11 protein-coding genes and 1 pseudogene are annotated in these 14282 nt (G+C 65.8%); 5 read left to right on the top strand and 7 right to left on the bottom strand.

Features of this window, described 5'->3' with window-relative positions; genetic code table 11:
- A pseudogene (locus ACEN88_RS11040) lies at positions 1–154 on the top strand (two-component sensor histidine kinase); the annotation flags it as partial.
- On the opposite strand, the gene ACEN88_RS11035 reads toward ACEN88_RS11040, so the two are convergent.
- From ACEN88_RS11035 to ACEN88_RS11015, 5 genes are all read right to left on the bottom strand, one after another.
- Positions 138–1694, bottom strand: coding sequence for a hypothetical protein (locus ACEN88_RS11035; RefSeq protein WP_413339558.1), 1557 nt, complete (start codon positions 1692–1694; stop codon positions 138–140). The pseudogene ACEN88_RS11040 and the gene ACEN88_RS11035 overlap by 17 nt on opposite strands.
- Positions 1664–2071 carry a GtrA family protein gene (locus ACEN88_RS11030; protein ID WP_413339556.1) on the bottom strand — a complete coding sequence of 136 codons (408 nt, stop codon included), beginning with the start codon at positions 2069–2071 and terminating at the stop codon, positions 1664–1666. Before ACEN88_RS11030 ends, ACEN88_RS11035 begins: the two co-directional genes overlap by 31 nt.
- Entirely contained in the window at positions 2064–3065 is a 1002-nt protein-coding gene (locus ACEN88_RS11025) for a glycosyltransferase family 2 protein (RefSeq protein ID WP_413339554.1), read from the bottom strand. Before ACEN88_RS11025 ends, ACEN88_RS11030 begins: the two co-directional genes overlap by 8 nt.
- Before the next feature lie 189 nt (positions 3066–3254).
- A complete protein-coding gene (locus tag ACEN88_RS11020) occupies positions 3255–5672 on the bottom strand; it encodes a TonB-dependent receptor plug domain-containing protein (protein ID WP_413339552.1) in 2418 nt (805 codons plus the stop codon).
- A 237-nt stretch (positions 5673–5909) separates the two neighbouring features.
- Positions 5910–8273, bottom strand: a complete 2364-nt coding sequence (locus ACEN88_RS11015) for a VPS10 domain-containing protein (protein ID WP_413339550.1) — start codon at positions 8271–8273, stop codon at positions 5910–5912.
- 401 nt (positions 8274–8674) lie between these two features.
- On the opposite strand from ACEN88_RS11015, the gene ACEN88_RS11010 reads away from it, so the two are divergent.
- The 3 genes from ACEN88_RS11010 to ACEN88_RS11000 all read left to right on the top strand — a co-directional run bounded on the left by ACEN88_RS11010 (position 8675) and on the right by ACEN88_RS11000 (position 10308).
- Positions 8675–8800: a hypothetical protein gene (locus ACEN88_RS11010; protein ID WP_413339548.1), complete on the top strand. Its 126-nt coding sequence runs from the start codon at positions 8675–8677 to the stop codon at positions 8798–8800.
- Positions 8801–8840: 40 nt separating this feature from the next.
- A complete protein-coding gene (locus tag ACEN88_RS11005) occupies positions 8841–9809 on the top strand; it encodes a threo-3-hydroxy-L-aspartate ammonia-lyase (protein ID WP_413339547.1) in 969 nt (322 codons plus the stop codon).
- 100 nt (positions 9810–9909) lie between these two features.
- Positions 9910–10308, top strand: coding sequence for a VOC family protein (locus tag ACEN88_RS11000; RefSeq protein ID WP_176936259.1), 399 nt, complete (start codon positions 9910–9912; stop codon positions 10306–10308).
- Between the two features lie 15 nt (positions 10309–10323).
- Here the strand turns inward: ACEN88_RS11000 and ACEN88_RS10995 are convergent, their stop codons facing one another.
- Positions 10324–10713, bottom strand: a complete 390-nt coding sequence (locus ACEN88_RS10995; protein ID WP_413339546.1) for a VOC family protein — start codon at positions 10711–10713, stop codon at positions 10324–10326.
- Positions 10714–10758: 45 nt separating this feature from the next.
- The gene (locus ACEN88_RS10990) at positions 10759–11541 is read right to left on the bottom strand and encodes a PhzF family phenazine biosynthesis protein (RefSeq protein WP_413339545.1); all 783 of its coding nucleotides are present in this window, start codon (positions 11539–11541) and stop codon (positions 10759–10761) included.
- Between the two features lie 78 nt (positions 11542–11619).
- Between ACEN88_RS10990 and ACEN88_RS10985 the strand changes: the two genes are divergently transcribed.
- Positions 11620–14282, top strand: a 2663-nt coding sequence (locus ACEN88_RS10985) for an error-prone DNA polymerase (protein ID WP_413339544.1), incomplete at its 3' end; no start/stop codon positions are given.

Below are 14282 nucleotides of genomic sequence, written 5' to 3'. Positions count from 1 at the left end.
CCGCTTCTATCGCGTGCCGGGCAGCGACGCGAAGGGCAGCGGGCTCGGTCTTGCCATCATCAAGTCGATCGCGGAGCGGCATGGCGCGACGCTGGCGCTGGGCGAATCGAAGCGGCTGGGCGGGCTCGAAGCCGCCGTCACGTTCCCGGTGTGACGGCTTCGTACAGCCGGATGTTCGCCCCGTTGCCTTCGATGGTCTTCACCAGCCGGTAGCGACTGGCGAGTTCCTTCATCACGATCCCGTCCGGATCGTACAGCTTCGCCAGCCGCTCGATCAGCCACACGCGCGGATGTCCGGCCGTCAGCGCCCGGATCCGCGCGACGTCTTCAGGCGCGATGTTCGGCGCGCCGGAATTGCCCGTGTAGGTGCGCGCCAGGTGCAGCGCGGGGAAAGGGCCCGGCAGATAGGCGACGGCCGGCCCCGACTTCATGTAGTAGGTGACGGGCATCTGCACCTCGTTCGGAAACGCGAGCACGACGTCGCCCGGCCGGCTGTCGCGCGCCACCTGCGCCAGCATCCCGCGCCAGTCTTCCGTGTGCGAGCGATAAAAACCCGCCACCGCATATGCGGACAGCGCCAGCACGACGGCGGTCGCGGGCAGGCGCCAGCGCGACGGCAGCCGGACGACGCCCAGCGCCGTCAACACCATTCCCAACGGCCCGAGCCACAGGAACAATCGCGACAGGAACACCGGCTTCACGACATAGCTGTAGCCGGCGAGCGCGAGGATCGGCAGCACGAGCACGCACGCGAACAGCCAGAAATGGGCGCGCGCCCGCTGCCACAGCCAGGCAAAGCCCAGCAGCACGAGCAGCGCGACGGGATAGTGCAGCACCTGGCCGCCGCTGATCACGGTCCAGGCAGCGGTGACGTTACGCGGCGTAAAGCGGATCCAGTACGACAGGTGCGCCATCGCCGCGTTCTGTTTGACGAGCATCGGGATGAACGGCGACCACACGAGCAGTGCGCCGATGCCGGCTGCAGCCACGGCCAGGATCTGCGGTCGGCGCGGGCCGGGCGTGCTTGCCAGCAGCGCGACCGTCATCCCCGTCCACAGGCCCAGCGCGGCGAACACGCCGGTGTTGTGCAGCCACATCGTCAGGCCGGCGCTGACGGCGAGCCCGGTGATCCAGCACCACCGGCGGGAATCTGGTCGCACGAAGGACAGCACGAGCATGCCCGCAAAGAACACGGCCAGCGATCCGGCCAGCGCCTGGAGCGCGTACGGCCTGGCCTGTTGCGCATACTGGATGCTCGCGGCGTTCATGGCGAGGAACAGGGCGGCCAGCAGCGTGACACGCTCCGCCTTCGCACCGATTCGTGCCCAGCGCGCGCCGGCGGGCAGCGCGAACACCGTGAGCACGCTGGCGAGGACGGACAGGCTGCGCATTGCCGCCTCGTGCCTGCCGAACAGCGCGGTCCAGCCCTTGAGCAGGGTGTAGTAGAACGGGGGATGCGTCTCGTACAGCGGGACGCTCGTCCACAGTTCGCGCAGCGGGACGGCGGCGAACCACGCGCTGTACGTCTCGTCCAGCCATAGCGAGCGGCTGGCCAGCGTGGGCAGGCGCAGCAGCAGGGCGAGGCCTGTCACGAGCAGGGCCAATGTCCAGAAGCGGGCCTGCGGGATGTCGCGCCCGCGCGGCGCGGCGGTCGACAGGGGCGTCAGCGGGCCTTGCTGGCTTGAAATGTCCATAGCGAATTGACGACATAGGTGACGCACACCAGGATGCCCGTCACGAGGACCTGGGCCAGGCGATAGTCGAGGCGCACGCCGTTCACCAGCACGGCCATCGCGGCACCGTTGAGGGCCGCTGCCATGCCGGCCGTCGCGAAGAAGCGTGCGGCCGTACGCCAGGCCAAATGCGAATGCGCATGGCGGCGGAACGTGACGACGGCGTTCATCACGAAATTGATGACGGCGCCGATGAGCGCGCCGATGACGGACGCCGGCACGGGCGCGAGCACGCCGAGCGAGACAGCCGTGAACAGGAAGGCGTAATGCCCGGACATCCCCGCCAGGCCGACGGCTGCATAGGTCAGGAAGCGGCCCACGCCGCCGCGTTCAGGCATGGGCCATCGCCTTTTCGTAGCGCTTGCGCACGAGGTACACGGGCCGTCCCTTCGATTCGAGGTAGATGCGGCCCACGTATTCGCCGAGCACGCCGATGCCGATCAGCTGGATGCCGCCGAGCAGCAGGATCGCCGTCGCCAGCGACGCATACCCCGGCACGTCGACGCCGTACAACATCGTGCGGATGACGAGCCAGAACGCGCGCGTCAACGCGAAGATCGCCACGCTGACGCCGAGGTAGGTCCAGATGCGCAGCGGCAAGGTCGAAAAGCTGGTGATGCCTTCCAGCGCAAAATTCCACAGCTTCCAGCCGGAAAACTTGGTCTTGCCCGCCGCGCGCGGCGCACGCTTGTATTCGACGACGGCCGTCTTGAAGCCGACCCACGCGAACAGGCCCTTCATGAAGCGGCACGATTCCGGCAGCGTCTTCAACGCGTTGGCGACGTTACGGGTGAACAGGCGGAAGTCGCCGACGTTTTCCGGGATTGGCAGGTCGGCCATGTCGTTGTGGATGCGGTAGAAAAATTGCGCGGTCCATTTCTTCAGCAGCGAATCGGACTCGCGGTCGGCCCGCTTGGCCAGCACGACGTCGTAACCCTCGCGCCATTTTTCGACCAGCCTGCCGATGACGTCGGGCGGGTCTTGCAGATCCGCATCGAACGGGACGATGAGGTCGCCGCGCGCTTCGAAGATGGCGGCCGTCAGTGCCGCCTCTTTGCCGAAATTGCGCGTGAGATCGACGACGCGCACACGGGCATCCGCGTGGGCATACGCGATGAGGGAGTCGAGCGTGCGGTCGCGGCTGCCGTCATTTACGCACAGGATCTCGAAGCGGATGTTCGGAATGCGTTCGAGTTCCGGGATCACGCCGCTGAAGAAATGCGGGATCATCTCCTGCTCGTTGTAGAACGGCACGACGAGCGACAGCAGGGGCGGTTCTATCGGGCCGACCGCAACCTTGTCGGGAACCACGGTTTCGTTGGGGAAGCTCATATCGATCCGTCGACAGCCTGGTATGCATCAGCGATAAAACATAACACAGGTTGGTCGAACGCGATGTTCGCATTGGCGTGCGATGACGGTAGATGCCGTCAGGATGCGTTCAGTTCGGCTCGGAAACGTAGCCGTCAACGTCCTCCCCGCGCAGGCGGGGGGGACGGTATTTCAGATGCGCCTACGTTTTTAGAACTTGTGCGACAGACGCGCGAAGTAGGCGGCGCCGTTCAGGCCGAACTGCACACTCTCATACTTGAAGCCATTATCCGTCTCATCCGGATTCTGCTGCGTCGGATGCACATTGAAGATATTGGTGCCGCCGACGGTCAGCTTGGTCTTCTCGGTGAATGACCACGTGAACGCGAGGTCGGCCGACGTCTTGGCCTTGTAGTACTGGTTCGGCACCGGCGGACCGGAGAACGTGCCCAGCGTCTGCGGACCGTAGTGGATGATGCGGAAGTCCGATTCCAGTTGGCCCAGCGTGTAGTCGAAGTCCAGCGTGGCCTTGCGGCGCGGGCCGCCCTGTTCGATGAACAGGCGCTCGCGTTCGGACAGCAGCACGTCTTCGTAGCCGGCCAGCGCGGCCGGTGCATGCACGCCCGTCACTTCGGTCTTGCTGAAGTTCATGGCGAGATACGTGGCCAGCTTGCCGGCGCCCAGGTTCGTGCGGTGCGACGCGGTCAGGTCCAGGCCGCGCGTGCGGGTGTCGACGGAGTTCACGAAGAACTGCGCCTGGCCCACGCCCAGGTTCTGCAGGATGGCGCCCAGGGCGGGGTAGTTGTCGGCGTCGAAGCGGCCCGACAGCACGATGCGGTTGTCGATCTGGATGTGGTACAGGTCGGCCGTGACGGAAATGGCTTTCGTCGGCGTCCACGTCGCGCCCAGCGTGTAGCTCTTCGATTTCTCTTCATGCAGCTTCGGGATGCCGGCCGCGTTGGCGACCTTGCCGCCGTTCGGCGCGAGCACGACGTCCATCGGCACGCCGGCGACGAAGTCGGTGAAGGTCGACGAGAAATAGACCTGTTGAAGAGACGGTGCGCGGAAGCCCGTGCTGGCCGAGGCGCGCAGCAACAGGTCGTCCGTCGCCTTGAAGGCGCCGGCCACCTTGCCGGTCGTCGTCGAGCCGAAGTCCGAGTAGCGCTCGTGGCGCACGGCGGCCTGCAGCTTGGTGCGCGGGGCGATGTCGGCCTCGAAGTCGAGGTAGGCGGCGGAGCTGTGACGGTCGCGGTTGGTGGCGTCGCCCGGCTGGAAGCCCGGGAAGCCCTGGCTGCCGGCATTGCCGCCGAAGCCCAGGCCGTCGACGTCGTTGTACGAACCCGGCTCGCCCGCGAAGATCTGGTAGTTCTCCTTGCGGTATTCGAAGCCGAACGCGGCGTTCAGGCCGCCGAGGATGTCGTCATAGAAGCGGCTGAAGTCGGCGTTGGTCGTCAGCTGGCGGAACGAGAAGCCGCCGGCGTCGAACTGCGACGGGCTGATGCCCTTGCCGCCGTTGATCAGGTCCAGGTTCGCGATCGACGCGTTCAGGGTGTGCGCGATGTCGTAGCGCATGCGGTTGTAGCCATAGGTTTGCGAGAAATCGCTGGCCCAGTCGCCGATGCGGGTGCGGTAGCCGATGATGCCGTAGCGGTCGTCGATGTCGCCGTTGATGAACGGGACGAAGCCGCCCGGGTACATGGCGGCCGAGTTGCGCGACGGGATGTCGTCCGAACCGATGCCGCCGCGCGCCCATGCCGCCGACGACGCATCGCGCGTCTGGGCGCCGGCCGTCAGGTACAGCTTGCCCGGGCCGACCGGGAATTCGCCGTTCAGGTAGACGGTCTCGTTCTTCGACTTGGTGTCGCCGATGATGCGCAGGCTGCCCGGGTCGGAGCGGTTGGAGCGGCCGCGGTCGTAGTATTCGCCGGTGATGCCCAGCACGCCGTCCGCGACGGCCACGCCGCAGTACGCGGAGGCCAGCCAGTTCTTGCCGTCGTGCCTGGAATATTCGCCGAAACCGGCAACCGCTTCGCAGCCCAGGTCCTTGCGCAGCTCGACGTTGATGACGCCGGCGATGGCGTCCGAGCCGTATTGTGCGGCGGCGCCGTCGCGCAGCACCTGCACGTTCTTGATGGCGAGGACGGGGATCGCGTTCATGTCCGTGCCCGTGTTGCCGCGGTTGCGCGCGCCGAACAGGTTCACGAGGGCCGTCGTGTGGCGGCGCTTGCCGTTCACGAGCACGAGGGTCTGGTCGGAGCCGAGGCCGCGCAGGGCGGCGGAGTCGACCAGGTCGGCGCCGTCGGCACCGGTCTGGCGCGTCGAGTTGAACGACGGCGAGATGTTGGCCAGGGTCTGGGCCAGGTCGAACTGTCCGCTCTGCTCGGCGGCCTTCGTCAGCGGGATGTAGTCGACGGGAACCGGGGTATCGGTGGACGACGTGTTGCCGACGCGGCGCGAGCCGACGATGTTGACGCTCTGGATATTGGCGTCGGAAGCGGCGGGCGCGGTGGCATTTTGTGCGAAGGCGGCCGGCGCGAAAGCCAGTGCCGCGCTGCCGTACAGGCCCAGCAGGACGGACTGGCGGATCGTTGTAAGTTTCAAGGGGTGGGCTCCAGGGAAAAATTGCATATTAATGAATTTCCATGAAGGCAACCATTGGACGTCTCATAACCGCAACAAGCTCATCCATATCGGGAATTCATGGCGGGTGCTGGAAATGATGAGTGATTGTCGAAAGGCGGGGGCCGATGGCCGACGTGGAATGACCATTACAGCGTCGTATCACTTCCAAATACTCAATGAAAAATGCCAGTCAGCTTGACTGACTGGCATTGCGCGAAGCTGCCCCTTGATACCTGGCCGACCTTAGTTGGTGTAGATCAGGCCACGGCCGGTTCCGCTGAAGTAGATGCGGCCGTAGGTATTCCAGTCGCCCGCGATCGCTCCGATGCCGCCGAACTGGTGGGCGTCGTCGTTGAAGCGCGACCAGGTGGCGCCGCCGTCGTCGGAGCGCCACACGCCCCACACGCCGCTCCTCGTACCCACGACGTAGACCGCGGCCGAGTACGACGCGCCGGCCTTGGCCTTGCCCAGGGCGATGGCACTGGCAGCCGGGGATTGCCCCGTCGTGCCGCTGCCCGCCACCGTCGCGAAGCCGCTCAGCTTCGTCCAGGTCGCCGCGGAGTCCGTCGAATGGTACACGGCGTTACCGTCCGTCAGCCAGAGGTCGCCCTCGGCGTTCGGGTTTACCACCATCGACGTGGTCCACCATGCGTTCGGCGCCAGTTGCGCCGCCGTCGAGCCCGCGCTCAGCGTGAAGGTATGGCCGCCATCGGTCGAGACGTAGACCTTGCCGGCGGTGCCCCACGTTGCGCCGCCCGAGTCATAGGCGTAGACCTTGCTCGCGTTCTTGCGGTCTGCGGCCAGGCGGTAGCCGCGATCCCAGCCGTTGGCCACGCTCGGCAGCGGCGGCAGGTTAGTTGCGGTCCAGCTCGCGCCGTTGTTCGTGGTGTACGACGGCACGGAATTGGCCGGCGCCCAGATCACGTTGTTGCGCGACGTGACCACCAGGGTCGTGGAGCCACCCGTATTGTCCTTGGCTCCAGCGGGCAGGGTCGCGAAGTTCGCCCACGTCGCGCCGCCGTCGCCGGACCAGAAGCCGAAGCCCTTGGCATCAAGCCAGTTTGCGACGCCCGAACCGGCGATGTATTGCGGATCGGACCATGCCACGTCGGCCGCGTTGCCGCTGCTCCAGTTTGGCGTCGGGCCCCTGGTAGGTTTCGTCGCGAGGTCCGTCTGGGTCCAGGTGCCGATGTCGCCCGCGCTGTTGACGAACTTGTACGTCGCGCCGGCCGGCGGGGTGACGAGCGCATTGGTCGCGGTCTCCTCGAGATTGGTGACGGCGTCGCCCCAGGTCGGCGTGGCCGTCGAGGCGTTCAGCGTTTCGAGGATACCTCCGCCATGGACGTGCGAGATGTGGTCGGGGTTGCTCGGATCGATCTCGATGTCGTCCACCCAGCCGCCGCCGCTGCCGCCCGGCTTGCCCAGTTCGATTTCCTTCCAGTTGGCACCGCCGTCGACCGACAACTGGACGACCTGGCCGAAACCCCAGGTGTTCGCGACGCCCAGCACGATGCGCGCATTCGCGCCGCTGCCGTAGACGGACAGGCCGCCGTAGCCGCCGTAGTCGACGCTGTTGAGCAGATCGAACCTGGTGCCGTTGAATTTGTACAGCTTGCTCGGCCCGCCGATCCCTGGGCCGCTGCCCTGGGTGAACGGCACATAGATCGTGCCGTCGACGCCGCGCACCATATGCGGAATGAAGCCGGAGACCGGCGTCGCGACCGGCGCCCACGACGCGCCGCCGTCGGTGGATTTGTACAGGTTCGAGGTCAGCCCGGCCGCGGCGACGTAGTCGGGCGCGATGGCCACGTAGATGGTCTGCGTGGCCGTGCCGGTGCCCTTGGTGCTCGTATCGAACACGACCGTCTCGATGCCGCCGTCCTTGACCTGGGCCGACGTCATCGTGACGGACGACAGCGACGTGACCTGGGCCCAGGTCTTGCCGGAATCCGTGCTCTTCCACAGGCCGGCCACGCGCGAGCCGAAGAACAGCGTCGACGGCTTGTTCGGATCGACCATCAGGCGTTCGCCGAGCGGGCGGCCGCCGTTATTGCCGCCCATCGCGAACGGCACGTCATAGTGCGTCCACGTGTTGCCGCGGTCGCTCGAGATATAGATACGGCCATTGCCTTCGAACGTGTACATGCCCGTCATCATGTAGACGAGCTGGTCGTTGTTCGGATCGAGGGCGATGCTTTCGATGCCGTGGAACCGGCTCTCGGTACCGCTGAAGCCGAGGCCGTCCGTGATCGGCGTCCACGACTTCGACGTGTCGTCCCAGCGGTAGGCGCCGCCGATGTCGGTGCGGGCATACAGCACGTGCGCGGACGTCGGGTGATAGATCAGGCCCGTGACGTAGCCGCCGCCGCCCCACTTCACGCTCGTCCACGTGGCGGCCGCGCCGCTGGCGTCCGTGCCTGGGCTCGTGCTGCCCGGGTCGGTCGTGCCGCCGGTGCCACCCGTGCCGCCGGTACTGCCGGTACTGCCGGTGCTGCCCGTGCCGCTCGAACCGCTCGAACCGCTCGAACCGCTCGAACCGCCGCCGCAGCCTGCCGCGAGGCTTGCGATGATCGCCAGGACGATGAGTCGTTTGTTTTGAATTCCCATGATGTCTCCTACCAGATACAAGATTAATGGTTCAATGTCCGGGGCCGGCGGACGGCGCCAGGTATGGGTGTCGAAACTGCCCTCGGACTGGCGCGACGTTTATAGAACGCAAATGTTTTTTATATATTCAAGACCTTTGTGGCCGCACGACCACGCCGCAGCTACCTGCTTCGTCAGAAAGCGAGTGCTGTCCGCCTCTGCTCCGCGAAAGATCCTCCGCCGTTCGGGAGCGTTCGGCGTCCGATACCCGGATTAACCAAATATTCCGTCACAATTAATAAACATTAACTGAGTCTAGACGCCAACATTTTCTACTGTCAACGCGAATTGCGAGTGAAAAATGCCAGGCCACAGTATGATTTTTCGTTTGGCCGGCCACGGCCAGTGCGCTGTTCGTCGCCATGACGGGCTACGGCCAGGCCAGCGACCGCCGGCGTTCGCTGGCCGCCGGCTTCGACCATCACCTCGTCAAACCGCTCGATTTGCAGGCGTTATACGCGCTCCTCGACGCGTCCATTCCGGGCTGAGTAGAATGCCTGCCATCCAACAGCCCAAAAGGAAAACAGGATGAGCTCGATTCCGCTCCCTACTTACGATGACGTCGTCCAGGCCGCATCCCGCATTGCCGGCGTCGCCAACCGCACCCCGGTGCTGACGTCGCGTACCGTCGACGAGGCCTTCGGCGCCCAGGTCTTTTTCAAGTGCGAGAACATGCAGCGCATGGGCGCTTTTAAATTCCGCGGCGCCTGCAATGCCCTGATGAAGTTCTCGCCCGAGCAGCGCCGCGCCGGCGTCGTCGCGTTCTCGTCGGGGAACCACGCGCAGGCCATCGCGCTGTCCGCGAAGCTGCTCGGCATCCCCGCCACGATCGTGATGCCGCGGGACGCTCCCGCCGCCAAGGTCGCCGCCACGCGCGGCTACGGCGGCAACGTCGTGATGTACGACCGCTACACGGAGGACCGCGAACAGATCGGCCGCGACCTCGCGCAGAAGCACGGCCTCACGCTGATCCCGCCGTACGATCACCCGGACGTCATCGCGGGGCAGGGTACGGCCGCGAAGGAGTTGTTCGAGGAAGTCGGGCCGCTGGATGCGTTCTTCGTTTGCCTGGGCGGCGGCGGGTTGCTGTCCGGCTCCGCGCTGGCCACGCGTGCCTTGTCGCCGTCATGCCGCCTGTACGGTGTGGAACCGGAGGCGGGCAACGACGGCCAGCAATCGTTCCGCTCGGGCGCGATCGTGCACATCGACACCCCGCAGACCATTGCCGATGGCGCCCAGACCCAGCACCTGGGGAACCTCACGTTCCCGATCATCCGGCGCGATGTCGACGACATCCTGACGGCCACCGACGACGAACTGGTGCAATGCATGCGCTTCTTTGCCGAGCGCATGAAGATCGTCGTGGAGCCGACCGGCTGCCTCGGGTTCGCGGCGGCGCGGCGCATGCAGGATGAGTTGCGCGGCAAGAAGGTCGGGATTCTCGTCAGCGGCGGCAACATCGACCTGGCGAAGCTGAGCGGCTTCCTGGCCGGCTGACCCCGGTGTTAAAAAATTTTTTAACGACGTTGTCGATTTCGTGATGTCCCGTTCGTCGTAGGCATGTGGCATCCACTTTCACCCAACACTAGGAGGCATCATGAACAAGCAGATCTTCGTCAACCTGGCCGTCAAGGACCTGGACAAATCCAAGGCGTTCTTCGAGGCGCTGGGCTATACCTTCAATCCTCAGTTCACCAACGAGAGCGGTGCCTGCATGGTGATCGCGGACGGCAGCATCTACGCGATGCTGCTCACGGAACCGTTCTTCAAGACGTTCGTCGACAAGCCCCTCGTGCAGGCGAAGGAAGCGACGGAAGTCCTCGTCTGCCTGAGCTGCGAGAGCCGCGAGGAAGTGGATGCGCTGGTGGCGAAAGCCGTTGCTGCCGGCGGACGCGCACCGCGCCCGCCGCAGGACCACGGCTTCATGTATGGCCACGGGTTCGAAGACCTCGATGGCCATATCTGGGAACTGGCCTGGATGGCGCCCCAGGCTTGAATTAATTTATTGACTTCAGTTCATCGAGTGTAATCCGATGATGTTGCCCTCGGTATCTTCGACGAGGGCGATGTGGCCGTACTGCCCGATCGAGAACTTGTCCTTGAAGATGCGCCCGCCGTTCGCGGCGGCGCGCGCTGCCTCGACGGCGCAGTCGGCGCAGCTGAAATAGACGATCGTGCTGTTGCCGCCGGCCTTGCAGCCTTCCATCTTGACGATCGATCCGGCTGCGCCGCCGGCATGCGGGTCGCCGGTGAAGGCCCACATCTCCAGGCCGCCCGGCGCTTCGCTTCCTTCCGGCGCGAGGTTGTCCAGTTTTGTTTCGAACACGGCTTCATAGAAAGCGCGGGCGCGCTTCATGTCGTCCACATAGATTTCGAACCAGCCTACGACGTTCCGTTCCATTTCGGTCTCCTTGATGAGTGGGTTGGGGGGTACAACGCCTGCGAATCAAATGGTTTCGACCGCGCCGCCGACGAGAATGGCGGCACCTTCCTTGCGCGTGCGGATCAGGCAATCGCCGCCCGTCGCGCGGCCCTGGCGCAGCCGGATGCCCAGGCCGAGCAATGCCGTCAGCGCACCGGCCGCGACGCCCGTCGCGCTGTCTTCCAGCCGCGGGTCGAGGTGGTTGAAGTTGCGGCCCTCGAACGTGCCGTCGTCCCGGCGGCACCAGGCATAGATGCCGTTGATGCCCGCTTCCTTGCCCCACGCGGCGATGCGTGCGAGGTCGGGCGCGAGGCCATATAAAGCGTCCGTATCCGCCACCTTGACGAGCAGCTTGGGACTGCCGACCGACGCCACGCGCGGCGGCGTGCCCAGCGACGCCGCCGGTACGCCCAGCAGTTCGGCCGCCACGTCGGCGGTCACGTCCCGCGCCGCCACCGGCTGCGCGGACAATCGCACGAAATATTCCTCGCCGCCCCGCACCAGTTCCAGATGTTGTCCTTCGACCGCCGTGCGTACGGCGATGGCGCCCGCGTGCGGATCGCGCGCGAACAGCACGGCCGCCACCGCCAGCGTCGCGTGGAGACACAGCGGGCTGCGCTTGTGCGGATAGTAGTAATCGACGGACAACGCACCGTCGCTCCCCACGTCGATGAAGACGCAGGTCGTGTCGCGCGCGCGGGCGAGGGCCTGGCGTGCATCCGGGTCTTGTTCTTTGTCCTCGATGACGAGGGCCGGGTTCCCGGTACCTGGACGGGAACTGAAGCAGCGCAAAGAATGGATGTGCATATTTGGCAAGGTCGGGTTCGTCGGATATACTGTGTTTATATACAGTATTTCATAATACACCATTTTGCCTGAAATGCCATGCCAAATCTTCCGCCGACCCGCCTGAGTCCACCCACGCACGATCCCCACCTCGGCGCGGCGGCAGGGCTACCGGCGTATGCGGAACTGTTTTGCCTGTCGAACTTTTCGTTCCTGCAAGGCGCGTCGCATGCGGAAGAACTGGTGGACCGCGCCGTGCAACTGGGCTACACGGCGCTGGCGCTGGCGGACGAGTGCTCGCTGGCCGGGGTCGTGCGCGCGCATGCGGAAGCGAAGCGGGCCAAGCTGCCGTTCATCGTCGGCGCGCATTTTCATCTGCAGCATCCGGAGGACGGCAGCCGCGCGTTGTCCCTGTTATTGCTGGCGCAAAACCGCAACGGCTACGGCAACCTGTCCGAGATGATCACGCTGGGCCGCACGCGCAGCGAGAAGGGCACGTACCGGCTGCATCCGTCCGATTTCGATGCGCCGCCCGAAGGCCTCGAGCACCTGCGCGGCATGCCGGGCTGCCTGGCGATCCTGCTGCCCGCGTATTCGGGCCACTCATTTGCCCAACCTTCGGAAGACGTCGACCGCCTGCACCATCAGGCCGCTTGGCTGGCGCAGACCTTTCCCGGCCGCGCGTGGCTCGGCCTGACTCTGCTGCACCGCGCGTTCGACGACGCGCACCGCGCCACCATCGAGGAAGTGGCGTGGCAGCACGGCATGCGCATCGTCGCGTGCGGCCATGTGACGATGCACGTCCGTTCGCGCAAACCGCTGCAGGACACGATGATGGCCATCCGCGCCGGCAAGCCCGTGGCGCAGTGCGGCTACCAGCTGGCGCCGAACGCGGAGCAGCACCTGCGCTCGCGTGTGCGCCTCGCGAACATCTATCCGCGCGCGGCGCTGGACGAGACGGTGCGCATCGCGCGCCTGTGCACGTTCTCGCTGGACGAGCTGCGCTACGAGTACCCGGACGAGGTGGTCCCGCCCGGCCACACGGCCGCGAGCTACCTGCGCGAGCAGACCTGGATCGGCGCGCACAGGCGCTTCACGGAAGGCATCCCGGCGAAGGTCCAGGCGCAGATCGAATACGAGCTCGCGCTGATCGCCGAGATGCGCTACGAGCACTACTTCCTCACCGTGTACGACATCGTGCGCTACGCGCGCTCGCAACACATCCTGTGCCAGGGCCGCGGCTCGGCGGCCAATTCCGCCGTGTGCTACTGCCTGGGCATCACGGAAGTCGATCCGGCGCGGGGCAACCTGCTGTTCGAGCGCTTCATCTCCAGGGAGCGCAACGAACCGCCCGACATCGACGTCGACTTCGAGCACCAGCGCCGCGAGGAAGTCATCCAGTACATCTACCGGAAGTACGGGCGCACGCGCGCGGCACTGGCGGCCGTCGTCATCAGCTACCGCCCGAAAAGCGCGCTGCGCGACAGCGGCCGCGCGCTCGGCGTGGACCTCGCCATCGTCGACAAGGTGTGCAAGCACCACCACTGGTTCGACGGCAAGGCCGATTTGCTGAACCGCCTGGCCGAGAGCGGGCTCGATCCGGAATCGCCGCTGTCGCAGCAATGGGCGTCGCTGGCGCAGCGCCTGCTCGGTTTTCCGCGCCACCTGTCGCAGCACCCGGGCGGGTTCGTGATGGCGCGCGGGCAGTTGTCGCGCCTCGTCCCCATCGAGAACGCGACGATGGAAGACCGCAGCGTGATCCAGTGGGACAAGGACGATCTCGAGGAACTGGGCCTCATGAAGGTCGACGTGTTGGCGCTCGGCATGCTGTCGATGCTGCGCCGCGGACTGGAACTGGTCGGCCTGCGCCATGGCACGACGTTCGAGATGCAGGACATTCCGCACGACGATCCGGCCACGTACGCGATGATCCGCCGCGCGGACACGGTCGGCGTCTTCCAGATCGAATCGCGCGCGCAAATGAGCATGCTGCCGCGGATGAAGCCGAAGACGTTCTACGACCTCGTGATCCAGGTCGCGATCGTGCGTCCCGGCCCGATCCAGGGCGGCATGGTGCATCCGTATTTGCAGCGGCGCGAGCAGAAGGAGCCGGTCAAGTATCCGAGCCCGGACATGAAGGTGGCGCTGGAACGGACGCTGGGCGTGCCGATCTTCCAGGAGCAGGTGATGCAGGTGGCGATCCTCGCGGCCGGCTTCACGCCGGGCGAGGCGGACCAGCTGCGCCGCGCGATGGCCGCGTGGAAGCGCAAGGGCGGGCTCGAGAAATACTACCAGCGCATCGTCGGCGGCATGCTCGCGAAAGGCTACGAGCAGTCGTTCGCGGAGCAGATCTTCAGCCAGATCCAGGGCTTCGGCGAATACGGCTTTCCCGAATCGCACGCGGCCAGCTTCGCGCTGCTCGCGTATGCCAGTTCCTGGCTCAAGTGCCACGAGCCCGCCGCGTTCCTGTGCGCGCTGCTGAACAGCCAGCCGATGGGCTTCTACAGCCCGTCGCAGCTCGTGCAGGACGCGCGCCGGCACGGCATCGAGGTGCGTCCCGTCGACATCACGATCAGCAGCTGGGAGTCCACGCTGGAAGACCTCGACGATCATGCACGCGGCCAGCCCGCCGTGCGCCTCGGCCTGCACATGCTGCGGGGGATGGCACAGGAACGCGGCGGGCTCGTGGCACTTGAGCCAGGAACTGGCATACGCGAGCAGCGCGAAGCTGGCCGCGGGCCATTCGGGAACGCCGGATTCGC

This window comes from Massilia sp. CT11-108 (assembly GCF_047302915.1).
Classification (GTDB): domain Bacteria; phylum Pseudomonadota; class Gammaproteobacteria; order Burkholderiales; family Burkholderiaceae_D; genus Telluria; species Telluria orientalis.
The sequence above is the reverse complement of the archived record's forward strand: the minus strand, read 5'-3'. Positions and strand labels throughout refer to the sequence as shown.

Excerpts from the sequence above, each read along its gene's own strand:
- ACEN88_RS11035 (WP_413339558.1), bottom strand. The coding sequence starts at position 1,694 with ATGGACATTTCAAGCCAGCAAGGCCCGCTGACGCCCCTGTCGACCGCC.
- ACEN88_RS11020 (WP_413339552.1), bottom strand. The coding sequence starts at position 5,672 with ATGCAATTTTTCCCTGGAGCCCACCCCTTGAAACTTACAACGATCCGC.
- ACEN88_RS10995 (WP_413339546.1), bottom strand. The coding sequence starts at position 10,713 with ATGGAACGGAACGTCGTAGGCTGGTTCGAAATCTATGTGGACGACATG.
- ACEN88_RS11030 (WP_413339556.1), bottom strand. The coding sequence starts at position 2,071 with ATGCCTGAACGCGGCGGCGTGGGCCGCTTCCTGACCTATGCAGCCGTC.
- ACEN88_RS11005 (WP_413339547.1), top strand. The coding sequence starts at position 8,841 with ATGAGCTCGATTCCGCTCCCTACTTACGATGACGTCGTCCAGGCCGCA.
- ACEN88_RS11010 (WP_413339548.1), top strand. The coding sequence starts at position 8,675 with ATGACGGGCTACGGCCAGGCCAGCGACCGCCGGCGTTCGCTGGCCGCC.
- ACEN88_RS10990 (WP_413339545.1), bottom strand. The coding sequence starts at position 11,541 with ATGCACATCCATTCTTTGCGCTGCTTCAGTTCCCGTCCAGGTACCGGG.
- ACEN88_RS11015 (WP_413339550.1), bottom strand. The coding sequence starts at position 8,273 with ATGGGAATTCAAAACAAACGACTCATCGTCCTGGCGATCATCGCAAGC.
- ACEN88_RS11000 (WP_176936259.1), top strand. The coding sequence starts at position 9,910 with ATGAACAAGCAGATCTTCGTCAACCTGGCCGTCAAGGACCTGGACAAA.
- ACEN88_RS11025 (WP_413339554.1), bottom strand. The coding sequence starts at position 3,065 with ATGAGCTTCCCCAACGAAACCGTGGTTCCCGACAAGGTTGCGGTCGGC.